The organism is Clostridium sp. CF012 (assembly GCF_018861755.1).
GTDB lineage: Bacteria > Bacillota > Clostridia > Clostridiales > Clostridiaceae > Clostridium_AD.
Genome location: NZ_JAHLEF010000006.1, coordinates 1 through 18,287, shown reverse-complemented (window position 1 = coordinate 18,287; position 18,287 = coordinate 1). Strand labels below are relative to the sequence as shown.

Here is an 18,287-nt window from a genome sequence, read left to right as displayed (position 1 = left end):
CTGTATGCCTTTAGGCTACATTATGGCTTTTGTCTCCAATAATATTAATTAGATCTTCGTAATATATAGTTTCTTTCTGGATTAACAAATCTGTAACAGCCACTAGTGATTCTTTTCCATCCCTTAGAATAGTTTTAACCTCTTCATATAATTCTGAAATTAAATTTTTACATTCTGAAAATACTGCTTCTTGATTTGCAAGACCTGAATCACTTAGTTTGTCTATAGTAAGTAGTCCAAGTGCTTCACCCATACCATATTCCGTTACCATGTTTGTTACAAGCTGTGTACTTCTTTGAAGGTCATTGCAAGCACCGGTGGTTACAGAGTCTTGACCAAAAATAATTTCTTCAGCAGCTCTACCACCTAAAAGTACCATTATTTTTTTCTTTAAATGTTCCTTGTTTAGATATAGTTTATCTTCAGGAATACTTAAAGTATAGCCACCTGCACCTTTGGTAGTTGGAATTATAGTAACTTTAGATATTTTGTCCTTTGGTAGCATCTTAAGTGAAATTAAAGCATGTCCTGCTTCATGGAAGGCAGTGATTTTTCTATCTTCAGCTTTAATATAACCTCTATCAACTTTTTCATAACCAGCTAGCATTATTGAATAAGCTTTATCCAAATGATCATTTTCAATAAATGAAGAATTCTCCTTACAAGCAATAATAGCAGCTTCATTAGTTAAGTTCTCTAGCTTTGCACCTGAAAAATATGAAGTTTTATGTGCCCATTCACCATAATCTATATCCTTAATAGGTTTATTTTTAAGGTGAAGTTTTAAAATTTTCTCTCTGGCAGATACATCAGGCAAGGTAACTTCAATATGCCTATCAAAACGGCCAGGACGCAGTAGAGCAGGATCTAGCATATCAAGTCTGTTAGTCGCTGCAATTATAACTATGCCTTCTGTTTCATTAAAACCAGACATTTCTGTTAGAAGAGCGTTAAGAGTCTGATCTTTTTCGTCAGAACCACCACCACTTCCATTATCTCTTTTCTTACCAATAGCATCAATCTCATCAATAAAGATAACTGCACGACCATGACTTCTTGCTTTCTTAAATAAGCTTCTAATCCTTCCGGCACCTACCCCTACATATATCTGTACGAAATCAGAACCCGAGACAGCATAAAAAGGAACATTTGCTTCACCAGCTACAGCTTTTGCAAGTAAGGTTTTACCGGTTCCTGGATCTCCGTATAAAATTATTCCCTTTGGCATTCTAGCACCATAGGTAGAATATTTTTCAGGATTTTTAAGGAAATCTACTACATCTTGTACACTATCTTTAGCTTCTTCGTTGCCTGCTACATTTTCAAAGTTAAAACCTATATCTTCTACAGCGGTCACATCAAGATTTGTAGCTGAGAACATGCTTTTAGTTTTTATCTTTGAAGATTTGAAGGCCATAATTCCAAGTATTATGAGTGATATCACAAAACCTGCAATGGAAGCTATTTCAGCAGGATTTGTTAGAGTTTGCTCTGAAACATTTATGCCACTTTTTAATAAATTTTCTTTGAAATTATTTGTTCTTGGATTATCAGTTTGATATATGGTGCCATCTTTAAGTTTAACTTGAATTTTAGGAGAAGTTGTTACATATACAGTGGAGATATTACTTGCGGTAGTATCTTTAAGAAAATCAACATATAATTTATCTTTAGATATTTTGAAGGTATTACTCACAAATATGAGAAATACTAACGAAAAAATTGCAGTGATAGCAGGAAGCAAAATATACTTGTTTTTAATTTTATTCATAAGCTCGAAGCGAGAAAACCACTATATCTTTAATATAGTCGTATCATCGCATCATTCACCATCCTTTCGTATTATATATCTTTTATTATTTTTACTAATTTAAAGCTTGCATTATTCAAGCGATATGGGCTATAAGGGCTATTATAATATTTTTATAAGGACTTGTCCAACGATCCTCATATAATTTGGAAATGTAAATAATGTAAAAAATGCAATTGATAAATTTATGATTTGTTGTATAATTTATTTATGATAGATTTATGATAAGGAGAATGGATAATATGGGAAAGAAAGTTTATGCAATAAAAGAAGGCTTCAATTCTAGTACTAATGAAAAAATAGAAAATAGAATAGTTAACACTTGGGCAGAGTGCTTAAAATATGTAAAAGGCGTAAAGGGCGCTAAATATAAGAGCTTTGAGGGTATAAGCGAAGCTGAAAAGTTCTTAAGTTATGCAGGAAACTCACTTAAAAAAGTAGATAACACTTACCCAGAAGATTGCCTTCATGTTTATGTTGATGGTAGCTATAATTCCTCTACAGAGGAGTATTCTTATGGAATGGTGGCTGTGCAAAAGGATATAGTTGTACATATAGAGAGTGGAGCTGGAAAAAGTGATTCAGCAAAAAATATAAGACAAATTGCAGGGGAACTAGAAGGTTCAATAAAAGGGGCTCAGTATGCCATGTCCATAGGTGAAAAGAAGGTAGTAATATTTCATGATTATGTAGGTATTTGCTACCATGCTACAGGTTTTTGGGAGAGGAAAGAGGAATCCTCTAAGGAATATTACAGGAAAATGCAAGAACTCATGAAAAGTGGACTTGAAATTATATTTGTAAAGGTAGATAGTCACACCGGAGATTTATTTAATGAGCTTGTTGATGAAAAATGTAAAGAAAAATTAGGGATAAATTCAGATAAGACTGTAGAAAAGTGGCTAACAAAAAATAATATAAATGTAGCAAGTGTGGAAGTAAAAGAAGAGATTTTGAAAATAGCTCCAAGGGGAGAAAAAAACATAATTGTTTTGAACTTAGATTATTGTGAAAAGAATAACCAAGTAATAAAGGTCTACGGATATGATGAAATTGTTAGTGAATATAACATAAATCCACAAGCCGCTAAAGATTTAATAAATAATTTTACAGGCACAGAAAAAATGGATTTTATTATTTTTTTATTAGAAGGCAATAAATAGACTAATTATTTTAAAAATGCACATGCTATAAAGAACAAATAAAGAAAGGATGTGTTACTTATGCGTGGTAAATTTATATCAACAATTACAACAGGCGCTATAATTGGAGTGGTTGCAGCTTCAATGCTTGCTCCTAATATGGATAGAAGCACAAAAAGAAGAGTTAGAAAAACTGGTAAGATGGTAAAAAACATGGCAGAAGATATGTATGATAGCGTAAAGGATTATATTTTATAAAGAGCTCTAAAAGTCTCCAAATCATATTTTAAAATATATGGTTTGGAGTTTTTAATTTTAATACTGAAAATTCCATATTTTATTCAAATATTTTGCAGTTTAAATGGAAACTATGTTATAATTGAATTAAAATTGTCTAAGGGTGTTTTAAATAATAAGAGTATCTATATACCATCCAGTAAAGGAAGCGTGATTATGGAAATATTGTCTTTAGGTGAAAAGATAAAGCGGAAAAGAAAAGAGCTTAATATGACATTAAAAGACCTTGCAGGAGATAGAATAACTCCAGGACAAATTAGTCTTGTTGAGTCTAGCAAATCTAATCCTAGCATGGATTTATTAGAATATTTAGCAAATACTTTGAATACAACTGTTGAGTACCTAATGGAGTCAGAAGAAACTCAAGCTGAAAAGATATGTTTGTATTATGAAAATATTGCTGAAGCGCTTATTTTAAATAGCGATTTAGTACAGGCTGAGCAAAACATCGAAAAATCACTATATTATTCTGAAAAATACAAATTGGAATATAGAAAAGCAAGAAACTTATCCTTAATAGGGGATATATACATGGATAGGAATGAGATAGCATCAGCTCAGCAAGTTTTTCTTTCCTCAAATGTTATCTTTATCAAAAATAACTCTTATGAAGAAATAATTAAGACTTTTCTAAAACTCGGAAAAATAGCACTAGAACTTAAGGGCTATCAATCAGCTTCGAGCTATTTCCAACAAGCTGAAAAGGTTTTTATAGACAACGAAATGGGAAATGATTTTTTACTCGGTGAAATATATTACTATATAGGGTACACTTATTTTAAATTAGAAAATGTGGAGAATGCTATAAAATATTCATTTTTAGCACAAGAAAAATTTAAGCAAATAGATAGTAAGAAAGAATATGCTAATTCACTTTTATTACTCGCAAATGAATATAATGAAAAAGGCGATATTAAAAATGCTATAAAGTATTCAAAGAGTACATTGAAAGTATTTTATGAAATTGATAACTTAAACTATATCTCTGAAATAGAGAACAATTTAGGAAAATTGTTTTATGAGTTTGAAAACATGGAACAATCCTTTATACACTTAAATAAAGCCAAGGAAATTAGACAAAAGAGTAATGATTCAAAGCTTATAGATACGTTAGCTAATATATGTGAAAATTATATCAAGCTTAAGGATATAGATAAAGCTAAGGAAGCACTGCAACAAATTTTAGAATTTGTAGAAGATGGCAATCATAGTGCATTACGCCAATATTATTTATTAAAATATAGAATTGATTTATTAGACAGCAATATGAATGAAGCAGAAAACACTTTATTACTAGCACTAAATTTTGTAAGAGCGCAGGAGCAAGTAAAGGAAGCGGCTGAGATATCTATAATGCTTGGAAAGTTTTATATTGATTCTGGCAGAGATAAGGATGCAGCTAAATATCTAAACGAGGGCGTGGAATTATTTAACAAACTAGGAATAATTAAATAATTTTAATGAAACTATTTTATGGCCAGATTCATAGAATAGTTATTTAATCTGTAGATAGGTGATGAGAATGGAGATATTATCAACGGGAGAAAAGATAAAAAGGACTAGAATATATAAAGGTTATACCCTGAGAGAGATGTGCGATGACAAAATCTCAGTATCTAAAATGAGTTGTATAGAAAACAACAAGGTTATGGCAGAGCCTTGGGTACTAGAATTAATTAGCAAAAAATTGGACATTGATATTGCATATTTAAATGAAAATGTATTTGAACAAGTGGAGGAAAATATTGAGGCATTGAGGGAGCAGGCCATAAGCGACCAGGATTCTACGGATGCTGAGTTTGAATCTAAAGCATGCTATAATTTGGAATTTGCACAGAAGTATAATTACTATGACTTAGCTATTGAACTAATACACATGTTGTTTAATTTTTATTTGAATAAAAGAGACTTTGAGAAGACGCAATTAATTACTTCAGAGTATTATGATTTATATTTAAAAACGACTATTGAGGATAACCGGTTGAGTTACTATATAGACATGGCGAGACATTTATATATAAAAGAAGAATATCTTCAAGCATCCAGCTACTATTGTAATGTTAGGCGAAGGCTTCGGGACAGTGAAATTATTAATTACAAAAATTTAATTATTGTCACTTATAATGAAGCGGCTTGTAATATAATGCTTAAAAATTATGAGCAGGCTTATGAAGTTGGAATAACATTATTAGATTTGCTAGAGTATGTTGATACGGAATTTAAGGCAGCTGAAATATATCATATGTTGGCACTGTTATCTATAAGAATGAAAAATGACAAGTTTGAAGAATATGAAAAAAAGTCATATGTGTTATATAAGGATAAGGTTTCCAGTAAGGCAAAAGCTATTTACAATTATGGCTCCACAATGTTTGACTGTAATATGAAAAATAGAGGGATTGAATATATAAATAAGGGCCTGGACTGCTATCCTAGGGATAATATGATAGGACTAGTTAGCTTTATGCTGGATTGTGTTAATGAGCTTATTGAAAATGAAGTATTGGAGCTAGCAAAGACTATTTCTGATGAAGTTTTAAATTATGCAATTAATTTAGATGATATTAAATTCATTGAAAAAGGCTATTATTTTAAAGCTATTATTCTTGATAGACAGGGGCAGTCCTCTTGCGCAGAAATGTATATGAATTTATCTTTAGATTCTCTATTAAAGTTTGGTGGGAAGCAAGATATATATATGCGTTACTTAGAAATGGGAAGTATGTACCATAAACTTGGTAGTGTAGCTGAGTCTATAAAGTATTTTAGTTTAGCGTTGCAATTAGAAAAAAAGATGTAGATTTAGGAGTTTCCTAAACCTACATCTTTTTTTTACTCTAAACATATGGACTTATTAAAAAAGATCTTCTATCTATTTTTATATTTCTATTTCTATTTCTATTTACTTGAAGTTTCTCTATTAATTATGAATTCTTTAGCTTTAAGTTCTAAACTATCGTCAAGGGTTGTTAGAGCTACCTCATTATACTTGTTGTTTAATGCTAGTGAAAGCATCCTGTCCGCAAGTTCGGGATTTTTAGATAAGAGAGAGCCATGAAAATAAGTACAATAGGTGTTTTTATAAACGCAACCCTCATTACCATCTTCTCCGTTGTTACCATAGCCAACTAAAACTTTTCCAAGTGGTTTTAAGTCATTAATATATGTTCTTCCAGAATGATTTTCGAAACCTACATAGGTTTCATCAAAAGCTTCATTATGAATAACAGTATTTCCTATGAAACGTTTATCTCCGCCTTCAGTGTAAATATCTAAAATACCAAGACCCTCAAGCTTTTCGCCATCAGGAGTAGTATAATATTTCCCAAGCAATTGATATCCTCCACAAATGGCTAAAAATACTTTTCCACTTTGTATATAGTCCTCAATAGCAGATTTCTTAAATTCTATTAGGTTAGGGGAAACTATGGCTTGCTCATAGTCTTGTCCTCCACCGAAAAATACAATATCATAAGCCTCTGCATTAAAAATATCATCCATGGATATATTAACAATATTTACTTTTATATCTCGCTTTTCCGCTCTATGCTTTAATATTAAGATATTTCCTACATCTCCATATACATTTAATAGGTCTGGGTATAAATGACAAATATTAATTTCCATATTATTCACCTCTATTTGAATTTTAAATCTTTAAATTTATTTTAATTTACTACCAAATCTTATCTATATAGCCTTTAGCATGTAAAAATTTTCTGAGGTCTATCATAGCAGTGTAGGTAGCCAGTATATAAACTATTTCGCCATCACAAGATTTAATTTGATGTAGTAGGGCTTCTTCGTCTTTACATAAGAGGAAGGATTCTGCTGGAAAGCCAGCTACTTTAAGCCTTATTGCCATATCGTACAATCTTATTCCAGCTATCATTATTTTATTAATATTAAGTGAAGTCAAACGTTCGAAATTTACGTCCCAAATCCAAGAAACATCTTTTCCATCTGCATAATTATCATTTAGTAGAAGAGATAAATTTATTCTCCTCTTGTCCAGATTAATAGTGTTTACAGCTTCATCATAACCTGCAGGATTTTTAACTAATATTATTTTAACCTCGGTGCCTTCAATATTTAAGGTCTCTTGTCTACCAAAGCTGCTAGCTACAGTTTTAAGAGCGTGCTCTATAATATTATCGTCGATGCCCAGAGCCTTAGCTACGGAATATGCACATAGTGCATTATATATATTATAAGTACCTGGTTGGTTTATGTAATACTCTTTATTATTTATATGAACCTTAGAACCACTGGTGGAAAGTTCAATAATTTTATCTATGGAATATGTAAGTTCTGGACGCTTATATCCACATTTGCTACAATAGAAATCACCTAGATGGTTATAGGTAATAAAGTTATATTCATAGGGAGCTTTACAAATTGTACAAAACTTAGCATCTGCATTTATATCTACAATTCTGTTTTCATTAACCTTAGTTCCAAAACCATAGTATATTATTGGGTTCTTAAGGTTTAAGTTTCCAAGTAGGGATTCATCGCCATTAAGAATAAGAGTGGAAGTAGGAGTTTTTTCTACACCCTCCAATATTTTCTTAAGAGTTGTGTATACCTCCCCATATCTGTCCAATTGATCTCTAAATAGATTTGTAATAGTAATAACAGTTGGGGATATATAATCTGTTACAAACTTAAGATTGGCTTCATCTACTTCTATAATAGCAATTTTTTTCACTGAAGATTTTTTAAAGGAATAATTAGAAATAAAACAAGCAACTATTCCCGTATACATATTTGCACCAGTATTATTAGTAATTACTGGTTTATTACTAGCCTTTATGATGCTATAAATCATGCTTGTGGTGGTGGTTTTTCCATTGGTACCGGTTATAAGTATGACCTCATAATTATTAGCTATGGTTTTCAAAATATCAGGGTCAAGCTTTAATGCAATTTTACCGGGAAAATTTGTGCCACCTTTAAATAAAACCTTCGATAATTTCATAATAAATTTTGAAGCGAGTATACTGAGTAATGACCGAATTTTAATTTCAAACACATCCTTTAATTGTACTTATTAACCTAAGTATTGTTTATTGTAAGCTTTTAATTGAAATTATTCAATTAGTTATTATTATTTACCTTTATATAGAAAAACTCATCACTTATTTTAAAACCTGAATTCCGTGAGAGTTTATTTAAGCTACTTAAGAGATTTACCTTAGCCTCACCTTTAAGTGGCGTTGGGCGATAGTCATTTTTGTATTCTACTGAGGATATACTACAAGGGATAACACGTACACCAATGGAGGTTAAATTATTATTAGTGAACTTTAAATTACTTTGAAAAATAAAGGTATTCTTATCGCGCGGATTAGAGTTTCCACCAAAACAGAAATTTCCTAAGCTATAGGCAATAATCCTGCCTTTATATTGTTCAATACCTTGAATTACATGAGGGTGGTGTCCCAGGATTATATCTGCACCGTTATCAATAGCAAAACGCGCAAGCTGCTTTTGTGCATCTATAGGATAATACTGACTTTCATTCCCCCAGTGAAAGTTTATAACTATAACTGAGTTAGTCTTTTTTAATTCAAGTATATCCTTCTTTAACTTATTAAGAAAATTTTGGTCTGTGGACCATCCTCTATAACCTAAAAATCCAAAGGGCTGCTCTTTTATTTTCGTTATCCACTTCGATCCCTCTCCAAAGTATTTAATCTTTTCGTTTTCAAGGGCAAGTTTTGTATCTTGAAATCCTTTTTTTTTATAATCATAAATATGGTTGTTAGAAAGATTAACTCCTTCAATAGAGCCTAAAGTTAACGTTTTAGCAAAATCGCTGGTGGCTTTGAAGTTAAATTGCTTTTCTTCTTTGTCATTTGAATCTGTAAAGGTTGTTTCTAAATTAGCAATGGTAACATCGTCACGACTTAAAATACTATATACATTTTCAAAATAATAAGAAAAATCATTATTATCCTTTGTTACCATAGCAGGAAGACTAGTAGCATAACTAAATTTACTATCAGTTCCTATAGTGCAGTCTCCCACAGCAGAGAGGAGTACTTCAGTATTTTTCACCACAGGAGATTTATCTACCACGGTAGGTTTATCTACTGGGGGAGGGTTCACAGGTTTATTGTTATTATTAGGATTATCCTTATCAATAGGAAGCTTCTTTTTTTTATCATTAGAAATAACCTGGTTTGTATTAAGCTTCTTCAAAGAAAAAGAAATAGTTTTAACCACAACGGTGGTTAAAATTACAGAAAGAAATAGTAGTAAAGAGATATTTCTTATTGCCTTTTTTTTATTTAATTTTCGTTTACGTGATCTTTTCAAAAATAACACCCCCATTATATATCAGTGTATTGTGCCTTGCAATAAATAATTTTATATTTAATTCAATACAATTTTATAACATTATTGTTTAATTGTCTAACTTATTAATGTAACGCTTTTTAAATACTCTAGCTTTTTAACTGTGCATTTGTTAAAATATGACTATAGTGCATATTGAAAGAAAATTTAATTAATTTATACATGAAATTAGGAGCGTGTTAGAAATATATTTAAAAGAGGTGAGGTTATGGCGAAATTAGGTAAACTAAAGTCTATATTAAATAATAGTATACTAAAAGAGTTAGGGGTTAAAAAAATAGCGCTGTATTTACTTGTTCTATGTATTACAGTTATAAGCATTACTTTAATAACTATAACACAAAGAACACCAGATTTAAGTAAATTAGCTTCCGAGGCTGAAAAACATTTTTTCGCACAGGAATATGATTTAGCTATTGAAAAATATAGTGAAATTGCAGAAATAGATAAACTTTCACCAAAATGGGATATTAAAATAGCTGAAGTCTATTCTGTTAAAAATGATTTAAAGAACTCATTAAAATATATTGATATCTCAAAGAAGTATAAACAGATAGATAGTGAGAGCTATAATCTTATGGTTTTTACACAATTTATAAATGGAAAATATGAGCAGGCACTAAAAGAGGGGGAGATTGCTTTAAAGAAATACCCTAAAGATAAGAGTTTAATAAAAACTATGTTTACTGTTTATATGGGAAATAAAAAGGTTGAAAGTGCAAATGAACTTATGACAAGGTATCCAGTAGATGTAAAATCTTCTTATGATATTGCAGAATATTCTAGAATGCTAATGCTTACGGGAAAATGGGAAAAAGGATATATTGAATTAAAAAATGCCTGGGAATTAAATAAGGACGAATACAAGATATATGATGTTTTAGCCCAGGCAGCATTATATAATAAGGATTTTCTATTGCAAAATATAACTGAGCTTTCAAAAAAATACCCTAATGATTTATCATATAAAATGTGGTTAGCTAAGATATATTCCCTTAGTTTGGACACTGTAGACCAAGCAAATAAATTAATTAGTGAACTCTCAGGTAAAGATGTAGGAAACATGCAAATTGAATTAATAAAAGCAAATATTTACAAAAATATGGATGAACTTGAAAAGTCTGATAAACTAATTGAAAATATGATTTTAGAACATCCAAATGATTACAGAGCCTATCATAGCGCGGGTTGGTATTATCTTTATAAGAAAGATTATAAAAAGGCTAAAGAATCCTGTAATAAATCTATCCAGCTTAATGGCGAGTACCCAGATAACTATGGATTTTTAATGCCAGAAATATTGAAGGAAGAGTCTCTGAAATTAGCAGCAGAACCTTATTTTAGAACTGCATTAACTAAAGAGCCTTATAATTATAATATAATGCTTAATTTAGCAAATTATTATTGGTACAAGGCTGATAATAGTGCAAAAGCGCTAGAATATTTTAATTTGGCATCAATTGTAAAGCCACAGGATGCAGAGATAAAATACAATATGGCCTTAATAAAGCTAGCTGATAAAAACATATTGGATGCAATAGAGATTTTGAAGATATGTAGTAAATTAAATGGAATTGTGCCTAAATATCATCGAACCTTAGCAACTATATACATGACTGAAAATAAGCAAGTGGAAGCTAAAGTGGAAATGGATGATGCATATCAAGCAGATGATCAAGATATTATGACTTTAAATAATGCTGGGTGTTATTATATAACTTTTGAACAGAATTTAGATAGAGGGTTTTATTATATAAGTAAAGCATATAAGAATTTAAATAACTCTTATAGTGACGACACTAAAAAAATCATTGTGGAGAATTATGATAAGGCTCAGAAATTAAAAGAAAGCTATGCTAAGGGCAAAGACAATCAAGAATTAAAAATTCCTGAGTTTACACTATTTTATTAGGTAAGGCACATTCAAATAAATAAGTGTACTTGTTATTTACTTGAATGTATAGCATAAGTAAATAAAGTATATATTAAATCAAATATATTTGATTTAATATATACTTTATTTTTATTGCGTGATTTTTAAAAGCTGTTATTCTTCATTTTGACAAATATTTAACAATATTTTCATGTAATAAATTACTTAGAAGTAGAAAAATAGAGGTGAGTGGATTTAGAATTTCTACTCACACATGTGGGATTAGATTAGTTATAGCCTCAATAAGGAATCAATAATCATAAAATATATTAGTGTATCATAAAATATAAAAAGAGTATGCTATAACGGCGATAAGTTAGCATAATGAAGGAACGTATTCATAAAACTATTAAATTAGTGTTTTAGTAATTTTTTTCTTGCATTTTCACCAAAATGTTGTAATATATTATTATAATAACAAAAATTAATAAGCTCGTGAATATAGTAATTGGGGGTAATATTGTGGATTGTTTAGAAAACTTAAATTATTTGAACATAAAAACATCAAAGAAAATATATAGGAATTTACCGGTATCCGACTTAGTAAGTTTTGCATTGCAAAAGGGAGAAGGTACTTTAACAGAAACAGGTGCATTGGCAGTAAAAACAGGAAAATATACAGGAAGATCACCTAAGGATAGGTTTATAGTTTCACAAGAAAGTGTTGTGAAATTAATAAATTGGGGAGAGGTAAATTTACCTATAGAAGAAAATATTTTTGATAATTTGTATCTTCAAGTGTGTAAATATTTAAGTGATAAAGATATATTTGTGTTTGATGGTTACGTGGGTGCCATGGAAGAATATAAATTACCTATTAGGGTGGTAAATGAGCTTGCATCAGAGGCTTTGCTTTCTAATCAATTGTTTAGAAGATTGGATAAAGCTATGCTAGATCATCACAAGGCGGAATTCACAGTTATAGCCGCCCCCGGATTTAAGGCAAAAGGAGCAGAGGATGGAATAAACTCAGAAGCTTTTATTATAGTGAATTTTGATAAGAAAATTGTGTTAATTGGTGGAACGCAGTATTCAGGAGAAATTAAAAAATCTATTTTTTCAATAATGAATTTTTTATTGCCACTAAGAGGTGTATTCCCAATGCATTGTTCTGCAAATATTGGTAAAAATGGAGAAACGGCAGTATTTTTTGGCTTGTCAGGTACAGGAAAAACTACCTTGTCCGCAGATCCAGAAAGAAAGCTTATTGGTGACGATGAACATGGTTGGTGTGATAGTGGAGTGTTCAACTTTGAAGGCGGATGCTATGCTAAAACTATAAAATTAGATAAAAATAAAGAAAGTGAAATTTACTCGGCATTAAAATTTGGTTCCTTGCTTGAAAATGTTGTGCTTGATGAGGACAAGATGCCTGATTATGATGACGGTAGCTTAACGGAGAATACTAGGGGAGCATACCCACTAGAGCATATCCCAAATGCAGAACTCAGTGGAATTGGTGGACATCCAAGTACCATAATATTTTTAACAGCAGATGCTTTTGGAGTTATTCCACCAATTTCAAAGCTTTCAAAGGAAGCTGCCATGTACCATTTCATTTCGGGATATACAAGTAAACTTGCTGGTACAGAACGAGGAATTACGCAGCCAAAAGCCACTTTTTCATCTTGCTTTGGAGAACCTTTTATGCTAATGAAGCCATCAGTTTATGCAAAACTTTTAGGTGAGAGGATAGATAAACATGAAACAGACGTATTCTTGATAAATACAGGTTGGAGTGGTGGAGGATATGGTGTAGGATCAAGAATGAAACTATCGTATACAAGAGCCATGGTAAAAGCAGCTCTTGATGGAACGCTTAAGGATATGAAGTATACACAGCATCCAATATTTAAAGTAGCGGTGCCAGTAGCAGTACCAAATGTTCCCTCTGAAATATTAAATCCAGAAAACACATGGGGAGATAAAAAACAGTATAATTTAAAAGCTAGTGAATTAGCCGCTAAATTTACTATGAACTTCAGTAAATTTAAAGGAATTTCAGAAAGTATAAAACAAGCTGGGCCCATAAGTATATAATACAAAAACCTCACGGCAAAGATTGTGATAAATCCCGTGGGGTTTTTTATGTGATTTTAGATTTAAATATGTTATACTCATTAGATAAATGTTAATTTATTCTAGGTTATATAGCACTTTATAACTATTATATAACCAGTTAAAAAACAAGGAGGAATTATGAGAAAAAAGAGTGTTCTTTATAGGATTTTAATTTTTACTGTTATAATAGCGGCTTTAATTTTTTGGAATTTTAAAGTAAGAACTGATTCGAGCAATAAGCAGGATGGTTTAAAAATCAACAAATGGGAAAATTTTTACACTGGAGATAATATTCATTTTTATTATCTAAATCCACAGAATGAAAACTTATCAAAACTTAAAAAAACCTATGGACTAGATAAACTTATAGATAAAAAGGCTGATCAACTTGATAACTCTTTAAAAATTATGGAATTTATTAATGGGAAAGTAAAAGCACAAAGCACCTCAATGACTAGTGATAAAAACGCTTTAGAAATAATGCAAGTAGCTTCTGATGGAACTAAAATATCAGATAGTGATTATGCAACTATATATGAGGAGTGTTTAGCTTCTATTGAAATCAATGTACGTCGTGGAGTATTAAGAAACAATGATAGTAAAGTCAAAGGTAAATCATACTTTAATGTATGTGAAATATGGAGTGATAAATACAAAAAATGGATAATGATAGATGGTGTCAATGGATCTTATATGACAGATGCAGATATTCCACTTGGCGCTGTTGAAATAATAAACAAGGGAATAGACAAAGTTAAAATTGTTTCTCTAAAAGATAACAAAAAATATGTTACGAGTATGAAGAGTTACTATGAAAGCTATAGTATATCTGTGGATAATAATAAGTATGGAGAGCTCAAGAGTAATTCCAAACTTACTTTTTTGAAAGAAAATCAGTTTCCTAAGATAGAAACAAAGGAGGGGTTTATTCAACCTACTATCTTTGTTAATAATCCGCAAGTGTTTAAAATATCTCCAAAAATAGAATATGTGAATACAGGTGTGGACAAAAATCCAACTTTAATATTTGCAAAGAGAGATTTGAAAAATGACACAAAAGAAGTAGAAAACTTTACCGTTGGAGCCTTTAAGAATAGTTATATGATTACAAAGTATTTCATAAGCATCAATGAGGGTGACTACATAAAGGTTGATACTTATTTTGAATTACAAATTATCAAAGGACTAAATTCTATTAAATTATCACAAGATGGTAAGACGATGCAGAGGGAAGTGGTAATAGAAAAATAAACATTTAAACAATAAATAATAATTCTAACTATGTTCACTGCTTGAATATAGTATAATTAAAAAAGATTTTATAAATTATTGCTATAAGGAGCGGATAATACATGGAATTAAACGTTATATTAGTGCTAAGAGCTATAGTAATAGCTATAGTTGAAGGAGTAACAGAATTTATACCTATTTCCTCCACGGGGCATATGATAATTGTGGGAAATATTATAAATTTCAAAGGACCATTTGCAAATTCATTTGAGGTAGTCATACAACTCGGGGCTATTCTTGCAATTATAGTTTTATATTGGAATAAAATATGGAATTCAGTTGTGGATTTTTTTAAGGGAAGACCATCAGGAATTAAGTTTTGGACTAATATTATAGTTGCGTTTATACCAGCTGCAGCTTTTGGGTTTCTTCTAAATGATAAAATAGGTGAATACCTTTTTAATGCAGGCACTGTAGCGGTGGGTTTAGTAGTTGGCGGAATTCTAATGATTATTATAGAAGACAAATTTAGGCATAAGGATACAACGGAAAAAATAGAGCACATAAACATTAAACAAGCATTTAGAATAGGGTGTTATCAATGTTTAGCACTATGGCCGGGTATGTCTAGGTCGGCATCAACTATAATGGGAGCTTGGGTAAGTGGTATTTCTACAGTTGCTGCAACAGAGTTTTCATTCTTTTTAGCCATACCTACAATGATAGGAGCTGCAACACTAACACTATATAAAAGTGGAATGAATTTTAGTAGTGGTGAAATGATTACTTTGTTTATTGGGTTTGTAACGGCCTTTTTAGTTGCATTAATTGTGGTTGAAAGGTTTGTTGCTTATTTAAAGAAAAAACCTATGAAGGTTTTCGCAATTTATAGAATAATTTTGGGTATAGCATTGTTATTTTTAATTAAAATTGGTACTATTTCCTTATAAATAATAATGTTTTTAGGACTAAAGCTGATGATTAATTTCATTGGCTTTAGTTAATAATTGAGCTAATATGTTGTTTTAATATTTAATGTGCTACACAATATTCCGGTAATATTTAATTCTTCTCCTTTTTTAGCCAATATATTCTTTAATTATGATGTTTTATTTTATTAAGCTATGCTATTTGTGAAAAGTTGAGAATATTTCACTAATGGCGGCGTTTCATTTATATTTTCCACTATAAGGTGTATAATAAGTCAAATAGAGTTTGGGGGAATGTATATGTCACAGAAAATAAAAAAAATTGGAGTATTAACTGGTGGGGGAGATTGCCCGGGATTAAATGCGGTAATTAGGGCCGTTACTCGTAATGCCATTTTAAATTATGGCTATGAAGTAGTTGGTTATAGATTTGGATATAGAGGGCTATATAGGAATGAAACCATGCCACTAACACTAGAAACAGTGTCTGGAATTCAACATAAAGGTGGAACTATATTATATTGTTCTAATAAAGATAATTTGTTTGATTATACTATTGAAGAGAATGGTATTGAGGTTAAAAAAGATGTATCAGACGTAGCAATTGAAAACATGAGAAAAGAAGGTGTGGATGCTCTAATTGTTATCGGAGGAGATGGTACACTTACAAGCGCAAGAGATTTTGGCAGAAGAGGTGTTAAGGTAATAGGCGTTCCGAAAACTATAGACAATGATTTAGCATCTACAGATTTTACCTTTGGATTTAATACTGCAGTAGGGGTGGCAACAGATGCCCTTGATAGACTTCACACTACAGCTGAATCACATCATAGAATAATGATACTTGAAGTAATGGGAAGAAATGCAGGTTGGATTGCACTAGAGTCTGGAGTTTCAGGATCGGCGGATGTAATTTTAATACCTGAAATAGATTTTGATATTTGCAAAATTGTTGAGAAGATAGAAGAGCGTGAAAAAGAAGGGAAATTATTTAGTATTATTGTGGTTGCAGAAGGTGCAAAGGAAAAAGGCGGAAACGTTGTAGTTAGTAAAATAGTTGAAGATAGCCCAGATCCAATTAGACTAGGTGGAATAGGTAACAAATTAGCTTACCAGTTAGAAGAGCTAGTAAAAAATCATGAAATTAGATGTACGGTCCTTGGTCATATTCAAAGAGGTGGAATAACATCATCTTTTGATAGAATGCTTGCTACTAGGTATGGTGTTGCGGCTGTGGATTTAATTAACACTGGGAAATTTGGAAATATGGTTTGTCTTACAGGAAATAAGATTTCTTATGCACATTTAGAAAATGTTATAGGAGATACCAAAAATGTAGACCCCTGCGGCGAATTAGTTAAAGTAGCTAGAAGTATTGGAATTTCCTTTGGAGACTAATAGGCCACTTTATAATAACATTAAAATATGGAGTACAATAATCGTTGATCGCTAGTTCTTGATTGCTGTACTCCAGATAAAAACTAGGAGGATATTATGAAAGTAATAAAGAAGTATTTAGAGACAAGAGAAGGTACTTATAGTTTTTATTTTGAAGAAATAAAAAGTGGATATCTTTATGGACTGAATGAGAATAAAGCAATGGTATCGGCTGGATGCATAAAATTGCCACTAGCTATGATTTTGCTTAAAGAAGTAGAGGCTGGAAAAATAGATCTACAATCCAAAATTAAAATAGAAGCAGGGGATAAGACCCAGGGTTCAAATGGAATTATACATGAATTTTCAGGAAAAGAATATTCACTATCTGACTTATTAATAGCAATGCTCATACAAAGTGATAATACTGCAGCAAATAAAATAATTGAAATTTTGGGCATGCAGCGAGTAAACGAATTGTTTGCGAATATGGGGCTTAAAAACACTGATTTGAAAAGGATTACAACTGACATAAAATTAGAACAAGATGAATCAGAAAATACTACTAGTAGTTTTGACTTAAGTAAGTGTTTTAAACTACTATATTTAAAACAATACTTAAATGAAGAAAATAGCGATTTGCTTTTAAGAATATTGAAAAAACAACAAGTTACAAATAAATTACCTTTTTACGTACCAAAGCAGGTTCAAGTGAATATTGCAAATAAAGGGGGTAGTCTTGAAACTGTTGAAAATGATACAACGATAATGATGCTTGAAAAGGGAAAATTTCTTTTTACAGTAATGGCTAACAACTTGCCTAACAATGTTTATGGAATAACTACTATATCTAGGGTTGGAAAAATGATGTGGGATATTATAGATAAAGATTGGAAATAGAGAATGAATTTTGATTAAGAGTTTTTTCTTATATTATGCTATAAGGTCAAGTATATATTGCTAGAATGCTTTCACGTCGCCAAGTAATTCTAAACTAATTTTAGTGAAAGATACTAAAAAATGCAAACTCGCTATAAAATGTACCCTATAGAGTAGACGATTTAAAAAAACCTACGCTATAGGGTTTTTCTATGTATAATGGAATAAAGATTAGAGGTGGATAAATGAGCATTAAGGATTTTACA

General features: G+C 30.9%; 14 protein-coding genes. 10 read left to right on the top strand and 4 right to left on the bottom strand.

Annotated features, from left to right (window positions below; all coding sequences use genetic code 11):
• Positions 1 to 10 precede the first annotated feature (10 nt).
• Entirely contained in the window at positions 11 to 1,771 is a 1,761-nt protein-coding gene (locus KPL50_RS07745) for an ATP-dependent metallopeptidase FtsH/Yme1/Tma family protein (RefSeq protein ID WP_216297892.1), read from the bottom strand.
• Positions 1,772 to 2,052: 281 nt separating this feature from the next.
• Here KPL50_RS07745 and KPL50_RS07740 point away from each other — a divergent pair, with 281 nt between their 5' ends.
• The 4 genes from KPL50_RS07740 (at position 2,053) to KPL50_RS07725 (ending at position 6,049) form a co-directional block, all read left to right on the top strand.
• Entirely contained in the window at positions 2,053 to 2,973 is a 921-nt protein-coding gene (locus KPL50_RS07740; RefSeq protein WP_216297891.1) for a viroplasmin family protein, read from the top strand.
• 60 nt (positions 2,974 to 3,033) lie between these two features.
• Entirely contained in the window at positions 3,034 to 3,210 is a 177-nt protein-coding gene (locus tag KPL50_RS07735; RefSeq protein WP_216297890.1) for a YtxH domain-containing protein, read from the top strand.
• Positions 3,211 to 3,405: 195 nt separating this feature from the next.
• Entirely contained in the window at positions 3,406 to 4,704 is a 1,299-nt protein-coding gene (locus tag KPL50_RS07730) for a helix-turn-helix transcriptional regulator (RefSeq protein ID WP_216297889.1), read from the top strand.
• A gap of 67 nt (positions 4,705 to 4,771) precedes the next feature.
• Complete coding sequence (locus tag KPL50_RS07725) at positions 4,772 to 6,049, top strand: helix-turn-helix domain-containing protein (protein ID WP_216297888.1); 1,278 nt, start codon at positions 4,772 to 4,774, stop codon at positions 6,047 to 6,049.
• Between the two features lie 98 nt (positions 6,050 to 6,147).
• Here the strand turns inward: KPL50_RS07725 and KPL50_RS07720 are convergent, their stop codons facing one another.
• The 3 genes from KPL50_RS07720 to KPL50_RS07710 form a co-directional block, all read right to left on the bottom strand.
• Positions 6,148 to 6,876 carry a type 1 glutamine amidotransferase gene (locus KPL50_RS07720; RefSeq protein WP_216297887.1) on the bottom strand — a complete coding sequence of 243 codons (729 nt, stop codon included), beginning with the start codon at positions 6,874 to 6,876 and terminating at the stop codon, positions 6,148 to 6,150.
• 49 nt (positions 6,877 to 6,925) lie between these two features.
• Entirely contained in the window at positions 6,926 to 8,284 is a 1,359-nt protein-coding gene (locus KPL50_RS07715) for a Mur ligase family protein (protein WP_216297886.1), read from the bottom strand.
• Positions 8,285 to 8,349: 65 nt separating this feature from the next.
• Positions 8,350 to 9,573, bottom strand: a complete 1,224-nt coding sequence (locus KPL50_RS07710) for a CapA family protein (protein ID WP_216297885.1) — start codon at positions 9,571 to 9,573, stop codon at positions 8,350 to 8,352.
• Positions 9,574 to 9,820: 247 nt separating this feature from the next.
• Between KPL50_RS07710 and KPL50_RS07705 the strand changes: the two genes are divergently transcribed.
• From KPL50_RS07705 to KPL50_RS07680, 6 genes are all read left to right on the top strand, one after another.
• Positions 9,821 to 11,524 carry a hypothetical protein gene (locus KPL50_RS07705; protein WP_216297884.1) on the top strand — a complete coding sequence of 568 codons (1,704 nt, stop codon included), beginning with the start codon at positions 9,821 to 9,823 and terminating at the stop codon, positions 11,522 to 11,524.
• A gap of 483 nt (positions 11,525 to 12,007) precedes the next feature.
• Positions 12,008 to 13,585, top strand: coding sequence for a phosphoenolpyruvate carboxykinase (ATP) (gene pckA / locus KPL50_RS07700; RefSeq protein ID WP_216297883.1), 1,578 nt, complete (start codon positions 12,008 to 12,010; stop codon positions 13,583 to 13,585).
• Between the two features lie 159 nt (positions 13,586 to 13,744).
• Complete coding sequence (locus tag KPL50_RS07695; RefSeq protein ID WP_216297882.1) at positions 13,745 to 14,857, top strand: hypothetical protein; 1,113 nt, start codon at positions 13,745 to 13,747, stop codon at positions 14,855 to 14,857.
• Between the two features lie 101 nt (positions 14,858 to 14,958).
• Positions 14,959 to 15,786 carry an undecaprenyl-diphosphate phosphatase gene (locus KPL50_RS07690; RefSeq protein ID WP_216297881.1) on the top strand — a complete coding sequence of 276 codons (828 nt, stop codon included), beginning with the start codon at positions 14,959 to 14,961 and terminating at the stop codon, positions 15,784 to 15,786.
• A gap of 279 nt (positions 15,787 to 16,065) precedes the next feature.
• Positions 16,066 to 17,163 (top strand): 6-phosphofructokinase, encoded by a 1,098-nt coding sequence (locus tag KPL50_RS07685; RefSeq protein WP_216297880.1) that lies wholly within the window; start codon positions 16,066 to 16,068, stop codon positions 17,161 to 17,163.
• A gap of 96 nt (positions 17,164 to 17,259) precedes the next feature.
• On the top strand, positions 17,260 to 18,042 hold the full coding sequence (locus KPL50_RS07680) for a serine hydrolase (RefSeq protein WP_216297879.1): 783 nt from the start codon (positions 17,260 to 17,262) through the stop codon (positions 18,040 to 18,042).
• Positions 18,043 to 18,287 lie beyond the last annotated feature (245 nt).